The organism is Gracilimonas halophila (assembly GCF_042684365.1).
GTDB lineage: Bacteria > Bacteroidota > Rhodothermia > Balneolales > Balneolaceae > Gracilimonas > Gracilimonas halophila.
Map to the genome: position 1 here is coordinate 125,860 of NZ_JBHULI010000001.1, position 26,477 is coordinate 152,336.

Genomic DNA, 26,477 nt, shown 5'->3' on the forward strand with positions numbered 1-26,477 from the left:
ATACTCAAGATTAGGTTCGGTTTAAAAATCAATTCCACGTACCTTTGGCACAACTAAAACATTGATTTCTTGTTTCGTAAATACCTAATTGATTTAAGCCTCATCCTGGTTGCCATTATCTGGGCGCTGAACTTCAGTATCGTCAAGATATCGCTGGAGGAAATGGATCCTTATAGCTTTAACGCCCTGCGTTTTATTTTTGCGACGGCTATGCTTTCCTACTTCGCCCGCAAGAAAGGATACTCACTAATTGTGGAAAAAGAACATTTCTGGAAACTGGCTGGGATTGGGGTCATTGGAAATGTGATGTACCAACTCTTCTTTATTATTGGCGTGAATTACACTTATGCCGCTAATGCAGCCGTAATGTTAGGGACCATCCCAATTTGGGTAGCCTTGCTTTCTCAGTTTTTTACAGATGAAAAGTTAACTCTATATAAATCACTAGGGGTGTTTTTTGCCTTTTTAGGCGTCACATTCATTATTATGGGCGGTGAAGATTCGTTGTCTTTTGAGTCTGAAACTTTTCTGGGTAACATCATTATACTTATGGCAGCTGTTTGCTGGGCCACCTTTACCATCCTTTCCAGAAAATACCTAAGAGTTTACAGCCCCCTCCAATATTCAGCTTTCATGTCTATTATAGGTTTAATTGGGTTATTTATTATCGGACTTCCCTTTATGATCAATTTAGACTGGGGCGGTATTTCAGTGATAGGTTACGGCGGGATTTTATATAGTGGGGTTTTATCTATAGGGTTGGCCTATATAATCTGGAATAATGGAGTAAAGAAGATTGGTGCGGTGCGAACGGCAGCCTATCAGAATTTAGTGCCGGTACTAGGCCTCGTTTTTGGCCTCGTTTTATTGGGTGAAGAACTCACGCCACTTCAATATATTGGAGCTGGTCTCGTGATCACAGGTATTGCTTTAGCCCGATTGAATCCCTCAAAATTTAAAAGTCAATTTCAGGTACATCAAAAATGAACTTTTCTAAATATTTTGTTCTTCTCCTATCCTTTGCCGGCTTTTTACTTTTATTAAATACCGGGGTGAAAGCGCAACAAAATGGACAGGTAACAAACCCACCTTCAAGTAATTTCAACCTTAACTTCAATCCTTTTACAGCTGGGTACTACTATCTGGATGCACTAAGTGCCCGCTCAGGCGATCAATTTTTTATGTCGGATGGTGAAATTGACATTAATGAATACCTACTTGGCCCTAATGATCTTATAACGGTAAGCCTTCAGGGAACTGAAAGTATTGTACTTCGTGCGCTATTAATTAATCCTCAGGGTGATATAATTCTCCCGATGCTTGGAGCAGTTAAGGTAGCCAATCAAACCATAGCAGAAGCGCAAAAGACTATAGATCAAAAGGCAAAGAATATCTTCAAAGCCCCAAATACCAGAATCTCTTTAGAACGTGCCCGGCCTTTGTCAATTCAGGTTACAGGTGGGGTTGAGTTCCCCGGAAAACATGTTGTTCCTCCTTTTTCAAGAGTTGATGCAGCTATTTATCAAGCTGTAAATGGGAATAGTATTGAAACAACCGAATCCGGCAGCCTTGGCAACCTGCTAAACACATCCGGTTCATTTTCACTACGAAATATAACTATTGATCATCGGGATGGGACTACAGATACCGCAGACTTAATTGCTTATTTTAAAGCAGGTGAGTCTCATAAAAATCCTATCCTTAAATACGGAGACCAAATTTCGGTCAGCCGTTTATCTAATAAAGCCCCCCGCGTCAGTATTTCAGGTGCTGTACTTGATGCAAATGAATTTGAATATTCCTCATCCGACACTCCGGAATTACTCGTTAGGATTGCGGGCGGTTTTAAACCGGAAGCTGATACTTCAAAACTATTTGTTTTCAGGAATGAAAATGGCACACAGCAAAAAATTGAAGTGCTTCGGGAAGACTGGAGTAGCTTCGACATTTTACCAAATGACCGATTGATAGTGCCCGCCGATCAAGGCCTAAAAAGTTCCGCTTCAGCCTGGGTATACGGAGAAGTAGTAACCCCGGGTAATTTTCCCATAGAAAATGGAGAAACAACTGCTTTAGAATTACTGACTATCTCCGGGAACCTTACTGATCGAGCTTTGCCGTCTGCTTCATATTTAATTCGAGCCGGTTCACAGGAAAATGAAATCCCTAATGAGTATAATACCGAACTTCTCAAACGAACCTCTGATCAATTGGCTCAGGGATTTGATTACCTGGACCTGGAAACCAAGCTAAGCCAAAATAAAGTTTATATAGATATCAGCGATGAGGAACAATTAGCAGGAGTGAAGATCTATGATGGAGACCGGATGTATATCCCTCGTGATGAGCAAACTGTATTTGTTTTCGGACAAGTTAATAACCCCGGTTATTATCCTTTTACTGAAACTGATCAAACTGTTGGAGATTATATTAACCGGGCGGGTGGTTTTGCGCTTTCTGCAAATGAAGAACGCACCTTCATTATTAAAGCAGGAAGCAGTACTTGGTATAGACCAAATGAAACTCAGATCAAATCCGGAGATAGAATTTTTGTGGATCGGGAGCCGTATGATGAGCTCAATGCTCAGCGTACCTACGAAGTACAGAAAGAACAGATCAAGAATACTCGCATTCAATTAATTTTGACCGGTATAAGTACTATTACGGGCATTATTACGACTTATGTAGCCATTCAAAATATCAGAAATTAACTATTACCTACTCCATGGATAGCCAATCAGATAAAGAGACAAAGAACAATGCTATGTTCTTCCTTCGGTTAGTGATATCGAATTGGAAGTTATTATTTGGCATTTATGCTATAGTAGGTATCCTCACTGTTATCATTTTACTAGTCATACCAAAATGGTACAAGAGTGATGCTACTATTGTCATATTAGATGAGAACAAAACCTCACTATCCAGTTTAATGTCCGAGTTTTCATCTCTGGGATTAAATTTTGCAGGTGGCGGAGAAGTGGCCACCTATATTGAATACCTTCATACCAATAAAATGTATGACCGTTTGAATGAAGAATTTGGCCTAGCTGAAGTATATAAAGCTGAATATCGTGAAGATGTATATGAGGAAATATTTGAAAACCTGATAGTTACTGACAACGAGAATAAAACATTTACGATCTCTTATATCTATAAAGAAGATCCTGAAAAAGCGGCTGAGATTGTTGACTTTCTGTATCAGGAACTGGATAAAATTGCACTGGAAGTTGACAAGGCTGAGGCATCTAACTTCCGTACATATATCGAAAATTATTATCGTGATATTCAAAATAACTTAAATGCTGATGAAGATTCACTTGCCCGGTTTCAAACCCGTACCGGAATTTTAGATCTTGAAGCGCAATTAGGTGTTACTATCTCCGGCCTTGCTGAACTGGAAAAAGAACGAATCAGCCTTGAGATAGAACGGAATTATGTTGAAAATGCTTTTCAAAACCCTTCCCGCATCAACGAGATAGAAAGCCGAATAAAAGCCATTACCGATAAAATTGAACAATTAAAGAGTACTCAGAACAATACTTTCGTTGCTCTCGATTATATCCCCGAGCAGGGAGCTGATTTTTTACGATTACGCCGTGATATTTTAGTAGGAGAAAAGGTAAGTGAATTCCTTCGCCTGCAGTATGAACAAGCCTTACTTGATGAGCAAAAAATTAACTCCAACCTTTACCTTGTTGACCCTCCCTCCGTTCCTGAAAAAAGATATAAGCCGCAACGAACCAGAATATTATTTATCGTGATGTTCTTCACGGTATTACTGTCCCTTTTTTATATACGGGCTGATTTATTTTATAAAAATAACCAGCAGGCTTTAAAAGAGTTGCTTTAACATGCTGCTCGATTATTTATATAAATATCTTCCCCTTTGCATTTTTTTAGGGATATGGGGAATTGTTTTTTTTCTATACAATCTTCAGCTTTACAATATATATCCTGCCTCTTCAGAAACCATACTCCTTATATTATATGGAATTCTGGCTTTTACACTAGGATACCTTCTCCTGGCTATTTACGATATAAAAGACATCTCCTTACCCCAAAGATCCCTGGATGACATCATTGATCCTAAGGGGCTGTTTCTCATTGTATTAATGCTTTCTTTTATCACCTTTTTAGGAGCTTCATTAATATTTATTGCAGTTTCTAAAGAATTGGGGGGCTATGATGTTTATTTCCGAATACCTATTGCAGTCCGAAACCAGATCGTAGCTTATCAGCTTGACCCATTAAATCCCCCGCCGGTTTTATTTATACTTGGTAACTATCTGATAAATATAGGGTTTGCAGGAACTTTATTCGGAGGTGTGCTATTTGCGCTAAAAAGCAGGTTACGTTTCTGGGGAATAATGATCGTTATAAGTTTTTTCGTAGCCTCTCTTGTCACGGTTGGACGATATACTCTATTTAACAGTCTGTTCTTTTTTGTATTGGCTTATGTGCTTTCAGCTTACTTTTTGTCAAAAGAAAGGAGGCGAAAGAAACTGATAGAGATTGTGATTTACACGGGCTTATTCGTTGTTCTTCTTTCCTTATTTACTGTGTTCTTAATGGAAATAAGAACTACGATCAGCACTCAAAATGCGATCAAGGAATTCGCTTTAAAAACTTCTTATTTGTATGTAACAGGAGGGGTTACTGCTCTGGATAATTTTTTAAGTCAGGATTTTTCCTTTGTATATGGCCAGTCCAGCTTCAGAAGTCTGTTTAAATGGTTAGTACGCTTTGATCTCTGGCCGGAATCTAATTTAATGTATGTACATGAACCTTTTACTAACGTCACCCCTTCTATTCGAATGAATACATACACTTTTATAAAATCTTTTTATGAAGATTTTGGGATAACGGGAGTTTTGTTATTAAGCTTTTCTTTTGGTGCGGCATGTAAACTTGCCAACTATTACTTCTTGAGAAGTTTTTCTTTCATAAGGATGAGTATTCTCCTCACTCTTTCATTTACAGCTATGATGACATTCTACTCTTTTTATCTCCATTCTGTTACCACAGCTTTATTTCGGGTTCTTATGGTTGCCTTAGTACAATATATATTTTTAAAAAAGATCTATAAGTAAAGTGGATATGAGGCAGAAAAACATACAGATCATATCCCATTCTTTTCCAAATGCCTTTCAACCGTATGATGGAATTTTTGTAAGAGATCATGCTTCTGCCACTTCAACTCAATTTGATGTTGAGGTATTAGTACCCACTCCTTATGCGATCCCTTTCACTGCTAAGCAGCATAAGAACCGAGCTCCTCTATACTCTCCTGATAATATCAAAACGGATCGAGTTCGGTACTTTTCTCTGCCTTCAAAGATCTTTCCTTTCTTGATCAGATCATCACTTTCAAAAAAACTGACCTCTGATCTTCGAAAAAAGAACCCCCATTTAATTCATATCCATTTTCTGTACTCATCAGGGCTTGCGATACCGGCACTTAAGAATGCACTTAATTGTCCGGTGGTTATAACAATTCATGGAGTGGATTTCTACCATACGGTCAAAAAACCAAAGTTGAGAGAACTTCTATTGGAATCTCTGCACTCTGCAGATGCTATAATTGCAGTTGGGCCTCAGTTACGTAAGGATATACTTGCACAATTCCCTGAATTAGACTCCAAACTTCACACGATCCACAATTACGTTGATACCTCCTATTTTTTCCCTGTCAGTATTGATTCCAAGCAAAACTTAAAAAAAGAATTAGGGTTAAGCAGTGGTCGTTTCCAGCTTCTGAGTGTAGCTAACTTTAGATATAAGAAAGGAATAGATCTTCTTGTTGAGGCCCTTTCAATGGCTAATGAACGGACTGAGGTCGATCTCCATCTTATCGGTCGCCGTAATGAAGAACCGGAGTTTGAAGCTGCTGTCTTATCAACGATCGCGAAGAAAGGAATACAAAACTTCCACATACACGGTCCTAAACCAAGAGGTTCTATTCAGAAGTGGATGCAGGCAGTGGATGGCTTTATTCTACCAAGTCGAAACGAGCCTTTTGGTATTTCTTTGATCGAGGCCATGGCATGTGGATTACCGGTCATTTCAACTAAGAGCGGCGGACCGGAGGTTATTCTTTCCGGTGGTCATGGGATACTTGTCAGCAAGGAAAACCCAAAAGCTTTATCTGATGCCATTGTAGAAATGGCTGCAAAACCTAAAATTAACTTAAAAGAACAACTACAGTTTACTCAAGATAATTTTGGCATGGAAAGTTATATAAAAGCACATATAGAGCTTTATAAGAACCTCTTTTATTAACTCGATCACTTTTTATTGAGTAATAATCGATAAGCATTTTCACCGAAAATCTGTCCAATCCTAAATCGGAATAATAGGAGCTGTAACTTGAATTGCATTTTTAACCAAAAAAAGAAACCGATCTCTTTAAAGCGATAATTATGTTTTTTGTACAGATACTTAGCCCCTCTAACCTTCTTCTTAAAATTTAAATGGATCTGATCTCTAGATCGAAATTTCCTGGTTAATACCTCATTCACAAAATCAACAGTATGGAATTCAGAGAATCTGATAAGTAGATCGTATTCCTGGTTTGATTCCAGACGTTCATCAAACCCTCCGATGTCTTTTACTCCTGAAGTTCTAAAAAGCATGGTTTCTGTTCCTGATACTGCATATTTGTACAGCAACAATTTGTAGATATCTCCCTGCACTTGATTATATATCACCTTCAGTTCTCCGGATCTCTCATCTTCCAAATGACAGGTAACCATGCCCAGGTTTTCATCTTCTGATCCTTCGAAACAGGCTACTTGTCTCTCAAGTTTACCGGGCAAGAATATATCATCATCATCCAGGAAATTGATATAGTATCCTTTAGCTTCGTTAAGCCCTTTGTTTCTGGAATAACAGGCTCCTTTGTTTTCTGAGTTCCTGAGCAACTTAACCTGAGGATATTTTTCCATTTCAGGCTTAATATCTATATCAGAAGCATCATCCACTACAATGATCTCTACATTTGGGTAGCTCTGATCTATAACTGATTCTATCGCCCTAACCAATAAAGTCGGTCGATTGTAAGATGGAATAATTACAGATATTAAGGGCTTATTATTCATACTCATTGTTTGTAATCTGGCAAGTAAATGATCAGGAGCTCTTCCTCTATTGTAAAAATAAAACTACAATTATTGTAGCAGACTCCTTACCAGCCCTCACAATCATTCATTATTTTGACCATTTCTTGTGAGCCTACGTCACCTACCATCCTTTCACTCTAAGAATAACACTCCGGATAAGCTGATATAATACCCCACTAAAATGAGCTAACTGCATCAGCACAATACTTATAACGGTATGTGCCCATCTGCTAAATTTTGAGGGTGGTTGCTTTTCTCCCTGCCACATTTCTCTCAGAAATTTTTTATCCGTTTTTAGAACAATCCGCAGTGACTCTGCTAATAGAATTACAATCAATACCGTTAGAAAAGAAACAAAGAAATAATTCGTTGCAGACACAAGATCAAAAAGAGCATAAAAGATCAGGAAAAAGACAAATGTGAAAGGGAGTAAACCCCTTACCGGAGACATTTCAGGATGTTCTATCTTAGTTAGCAATCTTCCTCTTCCGTACCTGAAATATTGTTTGAATAATGTAAAAAAGGTATCACGCGGAAAGTACCAACTTTTTACCTCCGGACTCACATAAATACATTCTCCAAAGTTTTCTATTAACCGTAAGTTGAGTTCTGAATCCTGGTTGGTAATGTTATCGGTGTTATACCCTTTTAATTTCTTTAGGTCTTCCGACCAAAAGCATCCTAAAAAAACTGTGTCGGCAAAGCCCTGATACGATTCATCCATATACTTTGCCCCTCCGTTACCCAAAAAACTTTTTACGGCAATTGAGATACCTGCCTGCACAGTATTTTTTGCCACATATCGCTGTGAGCCACCGGCATTTTTAACTCCGGGTTTTAATAATGCTTCTACAGTTTTTTCAATGTAGTGCTCTTGATAGATACAATGCCCATCTGCCCTTAAAAATACTTCCCCCTGTGTAACTTCAATCATTTCATTCAATCCATAAGACTGAAAACGACCAGGGTTATCAATTAATTTAACTCGGGGATCTTTAGCAGAAATCATTTTAACGATCTCTTGCGTGCGGTCTGTACTTCCCCCATCTGCTATTAGTATTTCCTTGATGTTGGGATATGAACTGTCCAGAAAGCCATTAACTACTCTCTCTATATGTTCCTCTTCATTAAGAACAGGAATACCTATAGTAATATCTGGTTTTTTTTGTGTAATGATATCTTAACTATTTTTTTAAGCCTTACAGAGCTGGCCAAGTTCTGCATACAATATTAAGCTTGTATTAATTTAATTCGAGCTTTGTGTTACCAAGTATTTCAAACTCTTGTGCCGCCACTCAATAGATAGAGAATAGCCATTCGTACCGCAACCCCGTTCGTAACCTGATCTAAAATTACAGCCCTGTCGCTATCCGCTACTTCACTTTCCATCTCTACTCCCCGATTGATAGGGCCCGGATGCATGATCTTAAAATCAGGATATTTCTCAAGATGTGTACGTTTGATACCAAAACGCTCATGGTATTCTCTTAACGAAGGGAAAAATTCGGTTCCTTTATCTTGCCTTTCCAACTGTATACGTAATGCCATGGCAATATCACACCATGCCAGTGTTTCTTCCAGAGAATATGACACATTTGCCCCCATATCCTCCACAAAAACCGGCATTAGTGTTTTAGGACCACATAAAACAACCTCAGCCCCCAGTTTTCTAAGTCCAATGATATTTGACCGTACTACCCGGCTGTGAGAAATATCACCGATGATCGCTATCTTTTTACCCGTCAGGTCCGGAAATGTGGATTGCATGGTAAACATATCAAGCAGAGCCTGTGTAGGATGCTCATGAGCTCCGTCCCCGGCGTTGAGTATTGCTGCATCAACACATTGGGTTAGAAAATGAGGCACTCCCGGGCTTTCGTGCCTTACAACCACCATATCAATTTTCATTGAACTGATATTGCGGATCGTGTCCTTTAGTGATTCTCCTTTTTTGGTACTTGATGAGCCACTCGAGAAATTCACTACATCGGCCCCCATTCTTTTTTGAGCAAGCTCAAAGGAAAGGCGGGTCCGGGTACTGTTTTCATAAAATAAATTTACAATAGTCTTATCACGCAACGTTGGTACTTTGGGCACCGGACGATCCAGTATCTCCCTGAAGTACTTTGCTTGCTCCAACACAAAGAGAATATCTTCCTTCGAATAATCCGAAAGCCCGAGTAAATGTTTTTGGTTAAACTGATATTCACCGGAGTTACTACTCATCGCTACCCTCCTCAACTTCTACCACATAAACTGCGTCTTCTTCATCAATTTCATTAACTTTTACTCGAACTTCTTCATTTTCATAGGTTGGCAGATAGATTCCCATATAATCAGCTGATATTGGTAATTCGCGATGCCCCCGGTCAACCATACAACAAAATTTAATACTTCTGGGGCGGCCATAAGCCATCAAGGCATCCATAGCAGAGCGTACGGTTCTGCCGGTATAAAGCACATCATCAACCAGCACAATATCACGATCATAAAGATCGAAGGGGATCTCTGTTACCTGCACTTCAGGCATTTTAAGCTTGGAACGATAATCATCACGATAAAAAGTTACGTCGAGTACACCAAAATCTATCTTTGCACCAAACTCTTTATCTATTTCACTGACAATCCGTTTTCCTATATGTACTCCGCGGGTCTGCATTCCAATAATGGCAAGTCGTTCAAAATCATCATAACCCTCCAGAAATTGATGGGCAAACCGCAAATAGGTGCGGTCTAAATCTTCTGCAGTCATGATCTTAGCTTTCTTCAAGCGAGAATACCTTTTTACTTTTGAATGATAAAGTTAGCGTTTGTGATAAGTAAATGCCAAAGGTAAATCATTTTACCAAGAATAAGGCGTCAAATAAATATTTAGTTTCTCCGGATATTAAAGAATGTTCGCTTTGCTTTCTTTTAGCTCTTAATCTCGGTATTATTGGCACCCGAAAAATCGCTTTTAATACTTAAAAATGTATCCATGAAAATACACGAGTATCAAGCCAAAGAAATTCTTGAGAAATATAATGTGGCTGTTCCCGCCGGAATAGCAACTACTACTGTTGAAGAAACTGTTGAAGCCGCTAAAAAACTGAAGGAAGAAGGAGCAGAACTTTTTGTTGTGAAAGCTCAGATCCATGCCGGTGGACGCGGAAAAGGCCGGACAAAAAAGAATAATGCCAAAGGTGTTGTGCTCTGCAAGACCATAGAAGAAGTAAAAGAAGCTGCTGAAAATCTGCTTGGTGATGTTCTTGTTACTATTCAAACCGGTGAAGAAGGACAACTCGTTCAGCGACTCTATGTAACAGACGGAGTTGACATAAAATCTGAGTTTTATCTCGGTATCTTGTTGGATCGCGCAGTCAGTAAGAATGTGATCATGGCTTCTACCGAAGGTGGAGTTGAGATCGAGAAGGTTGCAGAAGAGACTCCGGAGAAGATCATAAAGGAATGGGTTGAGCCGGGTATGGATCTTCAGCCAAATCAGGCTCGTCGAATTGCCTTCGAACTTGGATTGGAAGGTGAAGCTCTCAAAAATGGAATTAAATTGATTCAGGCTTTATACAAAGCTTATGAAGAAACTGATTCCAATATGTTCGAGATCAATCCGCTCATAGTTACTCCTGACAATAAAGTATATGCTTTGGATGCCAAAGTAACTTTTGATGACAACGCCCTGTTCCGCCACAAAGATCTTGCTGAGCTTAAGGATGAAGCAGAAGAAAATCCGCTTGAACTGGAAGCTCAAAAATATAACCTCAACTACATCAAGTTAGATGGAAATGTTGGGTGTATGGTAAACGGTGCCGGTCTCGCAATGGCCACCATGGATATCATCAAATTATCCGGCGGTGAGCCTGCTAACTTCCTTGACGTTGGGGGAGGAGCTAATGTTGATACCGTAAAAAATGGATTCCGCATCATCTTGGAAGACCCTAACGTAAAGGCAATTTTGATCAACATCTTTGGTGGAATTGTTCGCTGCGACCGTGTAGCCAATGGAGTAATTGAAGCCGTTAAAGACCCCGAAATTGCAGAAAAAGTAAGCAATGTTCCGATCATTGTTCGTTTGCAGGGAACTAATGCTAAAGAAGCCAAACAGATCATTGATAATAGTGACCTAAATGTGATCTCTGCTGTATTGCTTAAAGAAGCTGCTGAAGAAGTTTCTAAGGTACTTGCTTAGAAAATTAGTTTTAAATTCATGTTTTAGAAAAGCCTAATCTTTCAAGCGATTAGGCTTTTTTTGTTTATACTTTTGTTAAGTGATGACGTAAAAAATTACTATGAAACCATTTAACATAGAGATCACATCTATTTCTGAAGGGCCTGAAGAGCTAACTTACCAGCTCCCAATTAATGCTAAAATCATAAAACAGGTTCCCGGCAAAGATCGTCCGGATTATTTCATTGCTGAACTTGAAAAACCTATTGTTTGGGTTAACAAATCCAATAAAGAAAATGTAGAAGTCAGTCATTTAATTCTGTGTACCAAAAAGAAAAGTCAACAGATAACTAAAAATATGAAAGATGTTATCGTTGCCATTGCATACGTATTACATGATTCTGTTCTTATAGAATCTACGCTGAACTTCAAAAAGTGTAAATATATTGCCGTTGGTAAAACGAATGCCCTTAAGAAGTGGGGGCTGTTTTAACTTTGTCTTTTATTTCAAGGTATAATTCTTCGTACTGCTTTACTACTTCATCCTGATTGAATGTCATTGCATGCTTACGGGCATTCTCAGATAATTTTTTATGTAATTTAGGGTCACTGAGGATCTTCACTCCATAATTGGCCATACACTCCACATCATCAAGGTCGCATAAATATCCGGTTTTGCCATGTATATTCACTTCCGGCAAGCCACCGATATTGGAACTTATAACAGGCACACTGCAGCTCATTGCTTCCAGTGCTGCGAGGCCAAATGTTTCTGAACCGGAAGGAATTAAAAACAGATCAGCAATGGAAAGCACTTCCTCTACCTGATCCAGTTTCCCAAGAAATCGAACATGATCACAAATTTTCAGATCACGACACTGCTGTTCTGCCTTTTGTCGATCCGGGCCATCACCTACCAACAATAGTTTAGCATCAATTCCGGACTCTAAGATCTTCGCGAATACTGTTACAACCTCAGGAACTCGTTTAACTTTCCTGAAATTTGAAACGTGTACTACCACTTTTTCATCATTGGGGCAGATCGCTTTCTTGAAATGACTTTTATTTGACTTCTGAAAACGCTCCAAATCGATAAAATTTGGGATCACCCTTATATCCTGTTCTATATCGAAATGTTCATAGGTCTCTCGCTTTAGATATTCGGATACTGCCGTAACCCCGTCGCTTTTGTCAATAGAAAATTCCACTACATGCTTATAGCTTGGATCTCTGCCCACCAATGTTATATCCGTTCCATGCAGCGTTGTGATAATTGGAACATGGACCCCGCGCTCAGCCATGATCTGCTTTGCTAAATAAGCACTGGTTGCATGTGGTAACGCATAGTGCACGTGCAACAGATCAAGATCTTCAAACTCAATAAGGTTCACCATTTGAGAGGCCAGTGCCAGCGCATAGGGTGGATAATCAAATAAAGGATATGAATTAATGGAAACTTCATGATAGGTGATACCGGTTTCCAGCGTATCAAGCCTTGCAGGCCTGGAATAACTCATCATGTGAATGTGATGTCCTCTTTTGGCAAGAGTTTTTGCTAATTCAGTGGCCACAACGCCACTTCCTCCAAACGTTGGGTAACAGGCAATTCCTATATTCATGTTATGATCTTCGTGCTTTATTTGGTTGTATCGATTAAAAATACAGATTCTATCTCAGTGATTAAGCATTCAACATAAGGTATAACGGATAGGTTTCTTCATACAATAACAAAGTTCTTAAATACATTTGGTAATAATATAAAAATATGCTTTCGTGTTTCTTATCCATGCATTCATTTTTGTATATTAATGTGCTGTAAATAACTTAAAATTTTAGCAAAAACTTCAGATGGCAGGACATTCGAAATGGGCGAACATTCGCCACAAAAAAGCTAAAGAGGACGCCAAACGTTCTAAGGTTTTTTCTAAGCATATCAAGGAAATTACGGTTGCAGCCCGTGAAGGAGGAGGTGATCCGGAAGGAAATCCACGGCTTTCCCTCGCCATAGATAATGCCAAGGCTGACAATGTACCGAAGGACAATATTGAGCGGGCCATTAAAAGAGGAACCGGGGAAGATACCGGAGGCGCAAGCTATGAGGAAGCCACCTTCGAAGGATATGGGCCGGGTGGCATTGCCTATTTCATTGAAGTTACTACAGACAATAACAATCGAACGGTTGGTGAACTACGTCATATTTTTACAAAGTTTGGAGGTAATATGGGCACTACCGGCTCCGTTGGATATATGTTTGAACAAAAAGGCATGATCCAGGTTCAATCCGAAGAATTAGACGACGAAGAGTTTATGCTGGAAGCTATAGACGCCGGAGCAACCGATGTGGATACCGACAATGAAATGTTCGTTGTTTATACCTCCCGAGAAGAACTTTTTGATGTTCGAAACCGCCTGGAAGAAGCCGGATTTGAGATAGAATCTGCCACCCTGATCCGCGAAGCAGTAACGGAAACTAAAGTGGATCCGGAAGTCGCTATTTCAAATCTCAGGATGATGGAAAAGTTTGAAGATAATGATGACGTCAATAATGTATTTACTAACATGCTGATGGATGATGAAACCATCGCTTTAGCCGAGGAGATCTGATACTTATCGTGACCAGAATTTTTTCATATTGCCTTCTTTTCTTGCTCTTTACAGCTTCTGCTGCCAACGATGGTCGTAAAGCTAACGAGGCCTATGAAAATGGGAATTTTGAAGAGGCTGAAGAACTCTACCTTGCTGCCATAGAGCAAGAACCGGATAATGCAAAACTCTATTTCAATCTTGGTAATGCAAGAGCAAAACAAGGAAAAGTAGAGGAAGCCATTGATTCGTTCATGGAGTTTCGGCTGTTGGCTGATGATCCTGAAGAAAAAGCTTTGGCTGAATACAATATTGGCACTTTGCTTGCTGAAGGTAAAAACTGGAAACCGGCCGCTACTCATTTTAAAAACGCCCTTAAGCTAAATCCATCAGATATGGAAGCCAAGCATAACTTTGAACGTGCGTTGGCAGAACAGGAAAAACAAGATGAAGAAGGCGAAGGCGAAGATCAAAATCAGGAAAATCAACCTCCTCCTGAACCCAGTGAATATGCCATTGCCATGAAGCGACAGGCTGAAAAACTTGTGGCTGAGAAAAAATATGAAGAAGCTTATAACCTGATGCAGCAAGCACTTGAAGATGACGACACCGTTCGTGCCTTCAACGACTTTATAGAACGTATTAAAAATGTTTCTGATATAAATGAAAACTGACCCTATGAAAGCGATCATTCTCTTTATCTTTTCTTTTCTGATAGCCACCCCGGCTCTGGCGCAGTCTGCTGATCAGTATTTTCATAACGGAGCCCAGTCTTTTATAAATGCTGACCTTCAAACTGCTATTAACACAGTACAACAAGGGTTAAATCAATACCCTAATGATTCCAAGCTGAATGCTTTGATGCAAAAGCTTCAGGAAGAACAAGAGCGACAGCAACAACAGCAGCAAAACCAGGAACAACAAAATCAGGATCAGCAGAGCCAGCAGGATCAGCAGCAAAATCAAAACGAACAAGAGCAGGCAGAAGAACAAGAATCTCAGGAAAGTGAGGGAGAAAACCAGGGAGAACAAGAGGCTCAGGAAATGAATCCAGAAGAGTTAGACTCTCAGCAGATTAGTAAAGAAGATGCTGAAAAGATCCTCCAGGCACTTGCCCAAAAGGAAAAGGAACTGCTAAAAGAATTCAAAAAGAAACGATCAGATGGAAGCGCCAAGCATGACAAAGATTGGTAAGCTGAATCAGGTTCTACTATTACTGATTTTTTCTCTTATTAGCTTTATTCCCGGATTGGCTCAGGATGTACAGGTTGAAGCTACTCTTTCTGAGACTAATATTTTCACCGGAGAACAAGTTAGGCTGGAACTGAATATCAGCGGGACCTCAATGGGTTCAGTCCAACAACCCGAACTGTCTGAGTTCAATGGCTTGCGCTGGCTGCGGGGCAGCACTTCGCGTGGAACAAAATATGCGCTGATCAATGGGAAGCCGTCTGTCACCTATACTTTTGGGTATGCTTTGATCGCACAATCCCCGGGCAATTATACCATTCCACCCATTGAAATTGAAGTTGATGGTGAAACCTATAACACAGACCCCATCTCATTTGAAGTTTTAGATCCCGCTACACTAGATTCAGGAGAAGCAGAACGGGCGCCGGATATTTATGTTCGCATTGAGCCCAGCACAAACGATCCTGTGGTTGGACAACAAATCATAGCTGATGTAGTACTATATTTTAAGAACGGGGTAGAGGTCTCGTCTTACCAGCCCACACCCGGATGGAAAGCGGAGGGCTTCTGGAAAGAGGAACTGGAATACCCCCAGCGGGCTCAAACCACTTCAACCATTGTGAATGGCGTTCGATACCAAAAGGCCCGGCTTATTCAATATGCTCTTTTCCCTACTAAATCGGGGGAACTCACTTTAAGCCCATTTGAGATCAATTTATCTGTTCGCTCGAGGCGCAGTTCTTCTGATCCCTTTGGATTTGGCTTGAATCAGGAACGCATGAATATTCAATCTACTCCGGTTACAGTAAATGTACAGTCTCTCCCTAACCTGGAAAATGCAGAATTTACAGGAGCCGTAGGTGATTTTGAGATCACCAGGTCGATCTCAAATCCAAATGCATTTGTAGGTGAAAGTATCGAGATCATAACACAAATATCCGGAACCGGTAATGTTCCCCTAGTGAATAAACCGGAATACAATCTCCCTGAATCTCTGGAAAAGTACAATCCACAGGAAACCTCCGCTATTGACAGAACCAACCGAGAGATATCAGGTACCCGTACTTTTACCGATATCGTGATAGCGCGAAATGAAGGCACATATTCCATTCCTGAAACCCGTGTTGCCTTTTATGATCCTCAACAGCAGGAATATGTAATCAAAGTACTGCCCCCACTATCATTCAGTGTAGAGCGAGACCCTGATGCAAACGAGGTTACTCAGAATAATTTAAGATTTGATATAAAACCCATCACCGGACTTGCTCAATGGACGTCAGGGAAGACAACCCCCCTTCATCAGAGAACGCTTGTGTGGATCATGATCTTCTTCCCCATATTATTGACCGCAGGTGCTTTCGGTTTCAAAAAATATCATGACCGAATGAGCAACGACACCGCTTTTGCACGCTCACGTACTGCCAGAGAAAGTGCAGATAAAACGTTGAGCGAGGCTGAGCAGACAACAGATTTAAAGCTGGGCTATCATCTTATAGAAAAAACCCTGGTCCAATTCATTACTGACAAACTGAACTTACCCCCTGCCGGTCTTTCCCATAACGATCTTATCCTTCACATTGAAAAGCTTGGGGATACTGAAATCATGACCGAGTTAAAAAGATTACTTACTAAATGTGAAACCATAACTTACGCTCCCAATGCTTCACAAGAAGCGCTTGATAAAGACCTTCAGAAAACAAAAGACTTAATCAAAAAGATCGGGAAACTCTCATGAAAGAAAAGCTGATCTTGTTGTTCCTCAGCCTTTTTTATTGCTCTGCCCTTTTTGCCCAACAAGGTACTTTTGATGAAGCTAATACGCTTTTTGAAAATGGAGATCTCAACGAGGCCATGGCCTTATACAGATCTATAGAGGCTGAGGGTCAGGAGTCCGGTGCATTATTTCTAAACATGGGCATAACTGCCGTTCAGTTAGACTCCATGGGGCTTGCCAAATATTATTTCCTGAAAGCGGATGATTTCGAAACCACCGACCAGCAAGCTAATGAAGCCTTGAACTTTGTGAACAGCCAATTCAGCCGGCAATCTGCCATTTTACCTAAATTGCCCTGGGATCGCGCTGTGGATTGGATCAATGATGAGATAACTGCATTCGGTTTATTTTTAATTGGCTTCCTGATCACCATTTCAGGCCTGACTCTTTTATATCTTGGATGGCTTGAAAAACTCCCTCTCAGAAAAACTTCTCCATATCTTATCACGTTGGTCATTACAGGCTCAGTCGTCGCCGGACTAGCTTTTTATGCCGACTATGTAAATCAACGTTACGATGAAGCTATTCTCATTTCTAACTCTCAGCGAGTTTTACAACAGCCCCGGCCTGAAAGTACACTTATCAGTATAGCTTATGAAGGATACGATCTTACTATTGATCAATGGGAAAGTGCAAAGCACGAAAACTGGTTATACATCCGGCTTGGAAATGGGCAATTCGGTTGGGTCCGGAACGAAGGGATTAAAATATTATAGTATAGAAAAAGTAACAGAAGTTCTGTGTCAAACTGATTATTTTCAGTAGTAATATCAGTTATGGTTACCGCACAATAACGTCACATATTTATTGATTATGAGCACACCTCAAGAGTATATAGAAGCAAATAAAGAGAAATTCATTGAAGAACTTTTTGAGCTCCTTCGAATCCCGAGTGTAAGTACTGACTCCAGTAAAAAACAAGAGATCCAAAAAGCCGCAAATTTCCTGATCTCTCAATTTGAGAACCTGGAACTGGATACCGTTAAGAAATTTGACACTCCCGGACATCCCATCGTATATGCCGAACATTGTCCGCATGAAGACCGACCTACTGTTTTGATCTATGGTCACTATGATGTTCAGCCTTCCGATCCTGATGAACTTTGGGATTCCCCTGCATTTGAACCTACCGTAAAAAATGGATTGATCTACGCCCGGGGCGCCAGTGATGATAAAGGCCAGTCGTTTACTCATGTGAAAGCTATCGAATCCTTTATCAAAACCGGAAATGAACTTCCTGTAAATATAAAATTCATTCTTGAAGGTGAAGAAGAGATCGGATCACCAAATCTTGTTCCTTTTCTTGAAGAGCACGAAGATCTTCTTGCCTGTGACATGGTCCTCATTTCTGATACGGCTATGTTTGCCGAAGACCAGCCCTCCATCACTTATGGTTTGCGTGGGCTCGCCTATATGGAAGTAGAAGTAGTTGGTCCAAACCGGGATCTTCATTCCGGAGTATATGGCGGCGCTGTCGAGAATCCTTTGAATGTACTTTGTGAGATCATTGCAAAACTCAAAGATGAAAATGGTGTGATCCAGATTCCCGGCTTTTATGATAACGTGATCCCATTGACTGAAGCTGACAGAACAGCCTTTGCGCAACTCCCCTTTGATGAAGAGGAATACAAGAATACATTAGACATCAAAGAAGTACACGGTGAAAAAGGATACAGTACGCTTGAAAGAGCATCAGCCCGGCCAACTCTTGATGTAAATGGTATTTGGGGCGGATATCAGAAAGAAGGGGCAAAAACCGTGCTTCCCTCCAAAGGGAATGCCAAGATAAGTATGCGCCTTGTTCCGGATCAAGATCCCAAGCAGATTGCAGGGCTTTTTAAAAAGCACGTAGAGTCCCTGGCACCTAATACAGTGAAGGTAACCGTGACCGAACATCATGGCGGACATCCTTCTGTAACCGATTTAAATTTCTACGGGCTCAAAGCAGGGGCTAAGGCTTTTGAAGAGATCTATGACAAAGAAGTATTATTCTCTCGTGAAGGGGGCTCTATTCCAATTGTAGCAGACTTCAAACGGGTATTGGGAGTTGAGTCCATCCTGATGGGCTTTGGCCTTACAAGCAATGCCATTCACTCTCCAAACGAGAACTTTGCGATCAAAGACTTTTATCGTGGAATTAAAACTTCTGCCAGATTTCTGGAATTGCTGCCCGAATATTCTTCTTAAAACTTAGGATGATCGCCGATCACTTACAGGTCAACATCCATAACGATGGGGGCATTGCGCTCGAAGTCATATAAAGTAAGGCGACGAAGATTGTAATATCCCGTCCAGTAATTTCGGAGCGCCTGAATGTAACTTCTTCTGGCACTGTCTTTCTCGTTTTGAGCGATAAAGAGATTGGTTACATCGATCTTCCCGATCAAATACCGGTTTTTGGCCACTTCATATCTGCGGTCAGCGATCTCATCGGATATTCTGGCAAGATCAACCTGACTTTGAAGTTGTGAAAATTCCCTTACTGTACTTCTTACATTGAGGTCGAACTGAAGTTTTTGATAGGCAATAGTATTAGCGGTAGAAACCTGTTGATTCCTAGCAGCTTGGATTTCAGCTGTATTCTTGCCCCAATTAAAAATGGGTATCTCAAATCCCAGGGAAAAGAACTGCCTGTTTTGAGGATCTTCATATAATCGGTCAAAAGTCTCCGAAGTTTGGTTCAACCCATAACTTGCCTGAATGGTAGCTGAAAATCCTGCTTCCTTACGTGCCTGATCATACGCCTGATTCGCCTGAATTTCATTCAGTTCGAATTCCAGTGACGTACTATTATTTTCCTGTGCAAGTTCAAGAGCTTTTTCAACATCAATATTCATAGTTGGGGCCTCTTCAGGAGCTAATACTTCAATAGAAACCTGGTCCGGAATTCCCAATAAGGCCTTAAAATTTTCTTCCGCACGCTGGAAGTTAAGCTGTGCCGTAGTGAGCGACGTCTCTGCATTTCGTAATGCTAATTCACTTTGCAGGAGATCGTTCTCTGCTATACTGCCTACCTGATAACGTCCTTGGGAAATATTATAGATGGAATCGTTCACCGTTACATTAAACTCAGCCACTTCAATATTTATCTTCGCCAACAGGAAGTCGAAGAAGCTTTGCGTGGTATTAAAAGCCAGGTCTTCCATGTCCTCCACATACTGCTTTTGGGCAATTTGATATCTAAGAGGTTCTATCTTGTTTCTCCATTTCAGGCTGTTAAACTGAAATATCGGCTGCCTTATTGAGGCGACAAGCGGAGTACTTTGCCATAAATAAGTATTCTCTCCCGCAAATATCCCTAGTCTTGTAATACCGCTTGAAAGGGACAGATTACCTCCGGTGGGCATGATGTTTTGCTGTATCGAAAGATCCACCGATGCTTCTGACTGAGTACGTGATGAAAAAGTAACCGTGCCATCGTCCTGCACATTGGAAAATATAGACTTGTTGTAATTTGGAGCATCTCCACCCAGTGTCAAACTTGGTAACAGATCTGCCCTAAAGGACTTATACCTCCATTTTGCTGAGATCAATCCAAAATTTGCTGCCCTTGCCAAAGGACTATTTTCCTTTGCGATCTCGATACTCTCTTCAAGAGTTAGAGTTCTTTGTTCCTGTGCCTGTACATTTACAGTTAGGAACAGCAAAATAACGGCAACGAATGTGAGAAGTCTTTTTTTATTCATGTCTTAATGCGTGTACAGGGTCATGTTGTGCGGCTCTTTTAGCGGGGTAATATCCGAAAACCACTCCGATAACAAGTGCAACGCCAAATGAGATAAAAATGGAACCGGGAGTAACAATAGTAGCAATATCAGCGGATGCTTCAATCGCATAGCTAAATGCCATTCCTAAAATTATCCCTATAAAACCGCCTGTTATACTAATAGTCAGAGCTTCTGTCAGGAACTGGAGCTCAATATCTTTTTTCTGTGCTCCCACGGCCATCCGTACCCCAATTTCGCGATATCGTTCTACTACAGAAGCCAGCATGATATTCATAATCCCTATTCCTCCAACAATGAGAGATATTGAAGCAATGGAAGAGAGTACAATATTGAAGATCCGTTTCGTGCGCTGCTCTTGTTGAAGTAATTGTTCGGGTACAATAATTTCAAAATCTACCACATCATTATGTCTGCGTTTGAGCATTCGGGAAAGCAGATCCGCAATTTCACCACTGAATTTAGTATCCGTAACCTTGACAATTAATCTATCTAGCTGGTTATAGTTGCCATCACCTGAGTTATTACCACCTCCACCACCTGAGCTGCTAATCATTGCTCCACCCATAAAAATTACTGAGCTTCCTCCGCCACTTTGTAAATCATTAGCAGTTAGTACTGCTCTGTTCTTAAAACGAAGCAGCACCGTAGTTGCGGGGGCGTAAATATCCAGATTGAAGTTTCTGATACCCAGGTTTTCAATATTTTCTGTGGAGACCTCTTTTTTCCCGATAACCCCAATTACCGTAAGCCATAAATGGCCCACTTTAATTTTTTTGCCGATGGGACTTTCTCCTCCAAAAAAGCGAGTTTTTACATCATATCCGATTACGGCAACCGGTTCCGAGTTTGCTATCTGGATATCGCTGAAATTACTTCCCTCCACAATTTTAAAATTCGTGATATCAAAATAATCTTTATTTACCCCTACCAACTTGCCAGACCTTATTCTCGCATTTCGAATAAAGGAAGTTTCATACATAATTTCCGGGCTTAGCCTTTCTACCTGCGGCACAAATTCTTTTATACTTTCAAGGTCTTTAAGATTCAATCCCGGAGAAAATTTATTCTGCTCTCTGCCTGAATTTCCCTCATCATTTACATTTCCCTCACGCTGCTCAACTACCGGTTGTACAATTACATTGTTGGTTCCAAGCAGCTCCATTTGTTGCAGCACTTCCTGTTGCGCCCCGGTTCCGATCGCCAGCATGGCAATTACCGAAGAAACCCCAAATATGATCCCCAGAGAAGTCAGAAAAGCACGGAGTTTATTCCTTTGGATGGCTTCAAGGGCAATATCAAAGTTGTAAAGTATTTTTTGCAGCACTTGAACGCCCCTTAATTTGACGTAATTTCTTCTTCCAGATACATCCGCTCAATACCCACTGTATCAGCCGGAACTGAAAGGTAAATAACATCATCCATGCTGAGCCCGCGATGAACGATCACTTCATTTTCGTTCATCAATCCAAGTTCCACCTGTTGCATTACCGGATAAAGTCCATCCTGTTTGAAAACAAAGCTTGTTGAATCCTGAACATGAATGGTTTCAAGAGGAATATACATCGCTTCCGGTACCCGATGTACAATCACCCTATTACTTGTAGTCATAGCCGGGCGAAGGACACTATCAGATTCTGTGACGGCAATAATGACTTCGTAAACCTTTGAGTCAGAATTAGGTCGCTGTTCTCCAATATTAGCCACGCTTGTTACTTTTCCGGTCAGTCTTTTATCCGGAATAGCATCAAGTCCAATTTCAACATTTTGATCTTTCGTAACTTTTTGAACATCCACTTCATTTACATACGTAACGGATTCCATATATGAGAAATCAGGAAGTTCTGCTACGGTGGGGTTCCATGCGCTTATATCACTTCCCTCTGTAACTTTACTGCCATCATAGTTACGTTTATAGATAACCATTCCCTGTGCAGGTGCGGTTACTGTAAAGTTTTGTAGCAATGAGCGAATCTTATTAACCTCATTTTGCTCTTCCTGTAGATCGGCTTCAACCTCACTCATTTGAGCTTCGGCCTGTTTTACTTTGGTTACGTAGTTTTTCTTTTCCTGAGCAAGCTGTCGGCGTGCTTTGTCAAGGTCAATTTCTGCCTGACGCTGTACAGCCGGAGATTCATACTGCGACTGATCAACCGCTATTTGCCTTTCCTCAAGTGCGTACTCCAAATTAATAAGGTTATCCCTAGCCTGTGAGAGTGTAAGCGTACTATCCAATGAAACCTGTGTTACCTGAGATTGAGCTTGCTGCAGCTCTAACAATGCATCCTGAAGCCGTCCTGTAATTTCTGAACGATCCAATTCTGCCACAAAATCACCCTCTTTCACGATAGTTCCTTCCGGAATGAGACGCTGAATTTTCAAATTAAAAAGGCGTATTTCACGAACACCCTGCGGCCCTCTTATCTCTACTGATTGTTTAGCTCTTAACTCTCCTGTTGTAGTTACATCGACGACAAACTCACCTTTTTTAGGAGATGTAGTAAGCTCAACCGAATCTGATGTATCCCCCCCGAAAACAAACCAAGCTACCAAAGAAAGTACTATCACAGTAGCCGGAATTAAATATTTCTTTTTCATGTACCTAAATGTTTATAAATGGAAATGATTTAAAATATACGCTTTTCAGAATATGACGCATATACTACAAAAATAGTTTTACAATTACGGAAAGCTATTGTTTTTGTTGCCCCAATTTTCATTTTTCCCGAAAAAAGTAGATCCCATTCCTGAATTAATGGATTCCCAAAAACCGATATTAATCTACAAGAGTATTGTCTACCAATCCTGTTTCAAGGTCATACGAAGTACCGGGCTGAGTATTTTCAATGATCTCTTTTGGATCATTATTTTCATCAACTATCACCACTTTGGGCTTGTGGTCTTTGGCTTCTTCAGGAGTCATTTCCGCATAGCTTATCACGATAATACGATCACCAACCTGAGTTAAACGTGCTGCAGCTCCATTTAAACAGCAAACACGACTTCCCCGCTCACCGGGAATGGTATACGTTTCAAGACGAGAACCATTGGTGATATTCAGCACCTGTACTTTTTCATAAGGAAGGAGGTTAGCAGCATCCAGCAGATCCTGATCAATGGTAATACTACCCTCATACATCAGGTTGGCCTCGGTTACTGCCATTTGGTGCAATTTAGATTTAAACATCGTGATTTTCATCGGTATCGCTCAGAGGTCTAAAATTATATTGTCGATCAGGCGGGTCTTTCCTAAATATACTGCGCCTGCCAGTATGTAGGTTGAACCGGCTTCAAGTTTTTTAACCGGTTTCATTGTTTTCATCGAAAACACATTAAGATAATCATTTTTGAATCCTTTCGCTTCCAATTCATCCTGCTGATGTCCTAACAATAACTTAGGCTCCATCACTCCATCCCGGATCTGTCTCTCCACATACTTTAAAGCACGATATAAACCTGGAGCAATTTCCCTTTCCTGATCACTCAAATAAGCATTACGACTGCTCAAAGCCAAACCATCATTGGCACGGGCAATAGGAGCGGCGGTCATCTCTATATCATGATTAAATTCATGTACCATCTGCTTCAGGATCTGAAACTGTTGAATGTCTTTCTGACCAAAAATAGCTACATCAGGTTTGATGATATTGAAGAATTTATTCACTACAAGAGCTATTCCCTCAAAAAAACCGGGTCGACTTCCACCATCCATATGCTCATTCATATGTTCAATATCGATGCTGAAATATTTTGTACCGGATCCGTACATAATTTCATCATTTGGGGTGAAAACCAACGACACACCTTCAGCTTTACATGCTTTGAGGTCATCTTCCATCTGGCGGGGATAATCCTCAAAATCTTCATTAGGGCCAAACTGCTCAGGGTTTACATATATAGAAACCACCACTTCATCTGCTTTTTGCTTTGCAAGGCGAATAAGAGATAAATGACCTTCATGTAAAGCACCCATGGTAGGAACGAATGCAATTCGCTTTCCCTGGGCTTTTAACTCAGCTATTTCAGCTCGGACTTCTTTTATGGTTGCAACTTGTTTCATGCGCAAATAAAAAGAGACGCCGTTTTGGGGCGCCTCCTAATAATTAGGTAAGAATTTAAATTAAACCGACCGACTCATATCAAAGTCTTCCAGGATCTCTTTTATCCTATTCAGGAAGGCCCCACCGTGAGCGCCGTCAATAATTCTGTGGTCATAACTCATAGATAAGAACATCATCTGTCGGATTGCGATCACATCACCGGCATCGGTTTCCAACACAACCGGTCGTTTTTCAATAGCGCCGGTACCAATAATGGCAACCTGTGGCTGATTGATGATCGGAGTTCCCATCAGGTTTCCAACACTTCCGTAGTTGGTAAGGGTAATAGTTCCACCAACCAGATCGTCAGGGCTCAATTTCTTGCTTCTGGCTTTTATGGCCACTTCATTAACAGCATTTGCTAAACCTACCAGGTTCTTCTCCTGCGCTTTTTTGATAACCGGAACGATCAGCCCGCCTTCTCCGCCTTCGCCTAGGGCAACAGCCAATCCAAAATTAATATCCTTCTTAAGGTGTATCTCATCACCATTAACAGAACTGTTGATCAGAGGGAACTCAAGCATTGCTGTGATAATGGCCTCTACAAAAAGAGGAGTAAACGTAAGCTTTGTTCCTGTTTTCTCCTGAAATGCTGCTTTATTAGCGTTTCTCCATTTCACCATATTGGTTACATCAACCTCGGCGAAAGTGGTTACGTGGGCTGAAGTCTGCTTAGACTTCACCATATGCTCGGCGATCATCTTACGCATGCGATCCATTTTGATCACTTCAACATCACCGGATGGAGAGTGCTTAACATCCAACTGACCGGCCGATATAGATCCATCTGAAGATTTTGAAGTTGGCTTGCTGAGGCCGCTACCGGCTGATCTCTGCGCTGCAGGTGCAGAAACTTTCCCTGCTTTCTTGTCTTCTACATAAGATAAAATATCTTGTTTGGAAACACGTCCGTTCTGGCCTGAACCTTCAATGGCCTCAAGTTCTTCCTGACTGATTCCTTCTTCTTTTGCTATTGAACGTACCAGCGGAGAGTAAAAACGACCGTCACTACCCATGCGCTGTGGCTCGGATCCTTCTGAGGTTCCGTTTGAAGCTGCTGCTTGTGATTCCTGTTTTGCAGGAGCCGATTCTTTCTTCTCTTCTTTTTTGGGAGCCGGCTTTGAAGATCCGCCACCCGATGCTGCTTTTCCGGTCGCGATCACAGCAATGGTTTGCCCAACTTCGATCGTATCATTTTCTTCGGCAAGAATTTCTACCAATGTTCCGGCTGCCGGAGACGGTACTTCACTATCCACTTTATCCGTTGAGATCTCAAGGAGTGTTTCATCTTCCTCAACCGTATCGCCAACCTGCTTAGACCACCCGATGACAGTAGCTTCCACTACTGATTCACCCATCTGGGGCATTTGAACTTCAATTCGTTCACCTTCATCGCCCCCACCTGAAGCCACCGGAGCAGACTCCTCTTCCGTTACTTCTTCTGCTGGCTCTTCTTCTTGAGCGGGTTCTTCAGATTCAGCTTCCTCTGATCCACCTGAAGAAACATCGCCGGCAGCATCCGCATCCGTTTCAATAATGGCGATCGCTTTTCCTACTTCGATCACATCACCTTCTTCAGCTAAAATTTCTACAAGTACACCGGCTTCAGGAGAGGGCACTTCTGTATCCACTTTATCGGTGGCTACTTCAAGCAGTGTTTCATCTACCTCAACGGTATCGCCAACCTGCTTGGTCCACTCAATTACTGTACCTTCCATTACTGATTCGCCCATCTGGGGCATGACCACTTCTACCTTCGCCATAAAATTGTTTTCTTTTGGTGCCTGTAAGGCTGTTTTAAGGAATTTTCAACGGACTCTAAAG

The 26,477-nt window shown here is 40.9% G+C and carries 24 protein-coding genes; 13 read left to right on the forward strand and 11 right to left on the reverse strand.

Features of this window, described 5'->3' with window-relative positions; all coding sequences use genetic code 11:
• Positions 1 to 69: 69 nt before the first annotated feature.
• From ACFSVN_RS00570 to ACFSVN_RS00590, 5 genes are read left to right on the forward strand one after another with little or no spacing between them, the layout of a single operon-like run.
• On the forward strand, positions 70 to 987 hold the full coding sequence (locus ACFSVN_RS00570; protein WP_390297017.1) for a DMT family transporter: 918 nt from the start codon (positions 70 to 72) through the stop codon (positions 985 to 987).
• A complete protein-coding gene (locus ACFSVN_RS00575) occupies positions 984 to 2,711 on the forward strand; it encodes an SLBB domain-containing protein (RefSeq protein WP_390297020.1) in 1,728 nt (575 codons plus the stop codon). Before ACFSVN_RS00570 ends, ACFSVN_RS00575 begins: the two co-directional genes overlap by 4 nt.
• A gap of 14 nt (positions 2,712 to 2,725) precedes the next feature.
• On the forward strand, positions 2,726 to 3,850 hold the full coding sequence (locus ACFSVN_RS00580; RefSeq protein ID WP_390297023.1) for a GumC family protein: 1,125 nt from the start codon (positions 2,726 to 2,728) through the stop codon (positions 3,848 to 3,850).
• Position 3,851: 1 nt separating this feature from the next.
• A complete protein-coding gene (locus ACFSVN_RS00585) occupies positions 3,852 to 5,090 on the forward strand; it encodes an O-antigen polymerase (protein ID WP_390297027.1) in 1,239 nt (412 codons plus the stop codon).
• Positions 5,091 to 5,097: 7 nt separating this feature from the next.
• Entirely contained in the window at positions 5,098 to 6,279 is a 1,182-nt protein-coding gene (locus ACFSVN_RS00590; protein WP_390297028.1) for a glycosyltransferase, read from the forward strand.
• Positions 6,280 to 6,284: 5 nt separating this feature from the next.
• Here the strand turns inward: ACFSVN_RS00590 and ACFSVN_RS00595 are convergent, their stop codons facing one another.
• From ACFSVN_RS00595 to pyrR, 4 genes are all read right to left on the reverse strand, one after another.
• A complete protein-coding gene (locus ACFSVN_RS00595; RefSeq protein ID WP_390297031.1) occupies positions 6,285 to 7,097 on the reverse strand; it encodes a glycosyltransferase family 2 protein in 813 nt (270 codons plus the stop codon).
• Between the two features lie 142 nt (positions 7,098 to 7,239).
• A complete protein-coding gene (locus tag ACFSVN_RS00600) occupies positions 7,240 to 8,295 on the reverse strand; it encodes a glycosyltransferase family 2 protein (protein ID WP_390297313.1) in 1,056 nt (351 codons plus the stop codon).
• Between the two features lie 98 nt (positions 8,296 to 8,393).
• A complete protein-coding gene (locus ACFSVN_RS00605) occupies positions 8,394 to 9,344 on the reverse strand; it encodes an aspartate carbamoyltransferase catalytic subunit (RefSeq protein WP_390297034.1) in 951 nt (316 codons plus the stop codon).
• Entirely contained in the window at positions 9,337 to 9,888 is a 552-nt protein-coding gene (pyrR, locus tag ACFSVN_RS00610; RefSeq protein WP_390297037.1) for a bifunctional pyr operon transcriptional regulator/uracil phosphoribosyltransferase PyrR, read from the reverse strand. Before pyrR ends, ACFSVN_RS00605 begins: the two co-directional genes overlap by 8 nt.
• A gap of 207 nt (positions 9,889 to 10,095) precedes the next feature.
• On the opposite strand from pyrR, the gene sucC reads away from it, so the two are divergent.
• Both sucC and ACFSVN_RS00620 read left to right on the forward strand, forming a co-directional pair.
• Complete coding sequence (gene sucC, locus ACFSVN_RS00615; protein WP_390297040.1) at positions 10,096 to 11,301, forward strand: ADP-forming succinate--CoA ligase subunit beta; 1,206 nt, start codon at positions 10,096 to 10,098, stop codon at positions 11,299 to 11,301.
• A gap of 100 nt (positions 11,302 to 11,401) precedes the next feature.
• Positions 11,402 to 11,773, forward strand: coding sequence for a hypothetical protein (locus ACFSVN_RS00620; protein ID WP_390297043.1), 372 nt, complete (start codon positions 11,402 to 11,404; stop codon positions 11,771 to 11,773).
• Here the strand turns inward: ACFSVN_RS00620 and bshA are convergent.
• On the reverse strand, positions 11,751 to 12,899 hold the full coding sequence (bshA, locus tag ACFSVN_RS00625; protein ID WP_390297046.1) for an N-acetyl-alpha-D-glucosaminyl L-malate synthase BshA: 1,149 nt from the start codon (positions 12,897 to 12,899) through the stop codon (positions 11,751 to 11,753). The genes ACFSVN_RS00620 and bshA overlap by 23 nt on opposite strands.
• A gap of 229 nt (positions 12,900 to 13,128) precedes the next feature.
• Here bshA and ACFSVN_RS00630 point away from each other — a divergent pair, with 229 nt between their 5' ends.
• From ACFSVN_RS00630 to ACFSVN_RS00655, 6 genes are all read left to right on the forward strand, one after another.
• The gene (locus ACFSVN_RS00630; protein WP_390297049.1) at positions 13,129 to 13,884 is read left to right on the forward strand and encodes a YebC/PmpR family DNA-binding transcriptional regulator; all 756 of its coding nucleotides are present in this window, start codon (positions 13,129 to 13,131) and stop codon (positions 13,882 to 13,884) included.
• 41 nt (positions 13,885 to 13,925) lie between these two features.
• A complete protein-coding gene (locus ACFSVN_RS00635) occupies positions 13,926 to 14,537 on the forward strand; it encodes a tetratricopeptide repeat protein (RefSeq protein WP_390297052.1) in 612 nt (203 codons plus the stop codon).
• Complete coding sequence (locus ACFSVN_RS00640) at positions 14,527 to 15,057, forward strand: hypothetical protein (RefSeq protein WP_390297055.1); 531 nt, start codon at positions 14,527 to 14,529, stop codon at positions 15,055 to 15,057. Before ACFSVN_RS00635 ends, ACFSVN_RS00640 begins: the two co-directional genes overlap by 11 nt.
• The gene (locus ACFSVN_RS00645; RefSeq protein ID WP_390297058.1) at positions 15,041 to 16,789 is read left to right on the forward strand and encodes a BatD family protein; all 1,749 of its coding nucleotides are present in this window, start codon (positions 15,041 to 15,043) and stop codon (positions 16,787 to 16,789) included. The genes ACFSVN_RS00640 and ACFSVN_RS00645 overlap by 17 nt, the downstream gene beginning before the upstream one ends.
• Positions 16,786 to 17,544: an SH3-like domain-containing protein gene (locus tag ACFSVN_RS00650; RefSeq protein ID WP_390297062.1), complete on the forward strand. Its 759-nt coding sequence runs from the start codon at positions 16,786 to 16,788 to the stop codon at positions 17,542 to 17,544. The genes ACFSVN_RS00645 and ACFSVN_RS00650 overlap by 4 nt, the downstream gene beginning before the upstream one ends.
• 97 nt (positions 17,545 to 17,641) lie before the next feature.
• On the forward strand, positions 17,642 to 19,015 hold the full coding sequence (locus tag ACFSVN_RS00655; protein WP_390297065.1) for a dipeptidase: 1,374 nt from the start codon (positions 17,642 to 17,644) through the stop codon (positions 19,013 to 19,015).
• A 23-nt stretch (positions 19,016 to 19,038) separates the two neighbouring features.
• On the opposite strand, the gene ACFSVN_RS00660 is transcribed toward ACFSVN_RS00655, so the two are convergent.
• The 6 genes from ACFSVN_RS00660 to sucB form a co-directional block, all read right to left on the reverse strand.
• On the reverse strand, positions 19,039 to 20,514 hold the full coding sequence (locus tag ACFSVN_RS00660; RefSeq protein ID WP_390297068.1) for a TolC family protein: 1,476 nt from the start codon (positions 20,512 to 20,514) through the stop codon (positions 19,039 to 19,041).
• A complete protein-coding gene (locus tag ACFSVN_RS00665) occupies positions 20,507 to 21,880 on the reverse strand; it encodes an ABC transporter permease (RefSeq protein ID WP_390297071.1) in 1,374 nt (457 codons plus the stop codon). Before ACFSVN_RS00665 ends, ACFSVN_RS00660 begins: the two co-directional genes overlap by 8 nt.
• Before the next feature lie 11 nt (positions 21,881 to 21,891).
• Positions 21,892 to 23,151: an efflux RND transporter periplasmic adaptor subunit gene (locus ACFSVN_RS00670; RefSeq protein WP_390297074.1), complete on the reverse strand. Its 1,260-nt coding sequence runs from the start codon at positions 23,149 to 23,151 to the stop codon at positions 21,892 to 21,894.
• A 178-nt stretch (positions 23,152 to 23,329) separates the two neighbouring features.
• On the reverse strand, positions 23,330 to 23,752 hold the full coding sequence (gene panD, locus ACFSVN_RS00675; protein ID WP_390297077.1) for an aspartate 1-decarboxylase: 423 nt from the start codon (positions 23,750 to 23,752) through the stop codon (positions 23,330 to 23,332).
• 9 nt (positions 23,753 to 23,761) lie between these two features.
• A complete protein-coding gene (panC, locus tag ACFSVN_RS00680; protein ID WP_390297080.1) occupies positions 23,762 to 24,613 on the reverse strand; it encodes a pantoate--beta-alanine ligase in 852 nt (283 codons plus the stop codon).
• A gap of 60 nt (positions 24,614 to 24,673) precedes the next feature.
• Entirely contained in the window at positions 24,674 to 26,416 is a 1,743-nt protein-coding gene (sucB, locus tag ACFSVN_RS00685) for a 2-oxoglutarate dehydrogenase, E2 component, dihydrolipoamide succinyltransferase (protein ID WP_390297083.1), read from the reverse strand.
• Positions 26,417 to 26,477 lie beyond the last annotated feature (61 nt).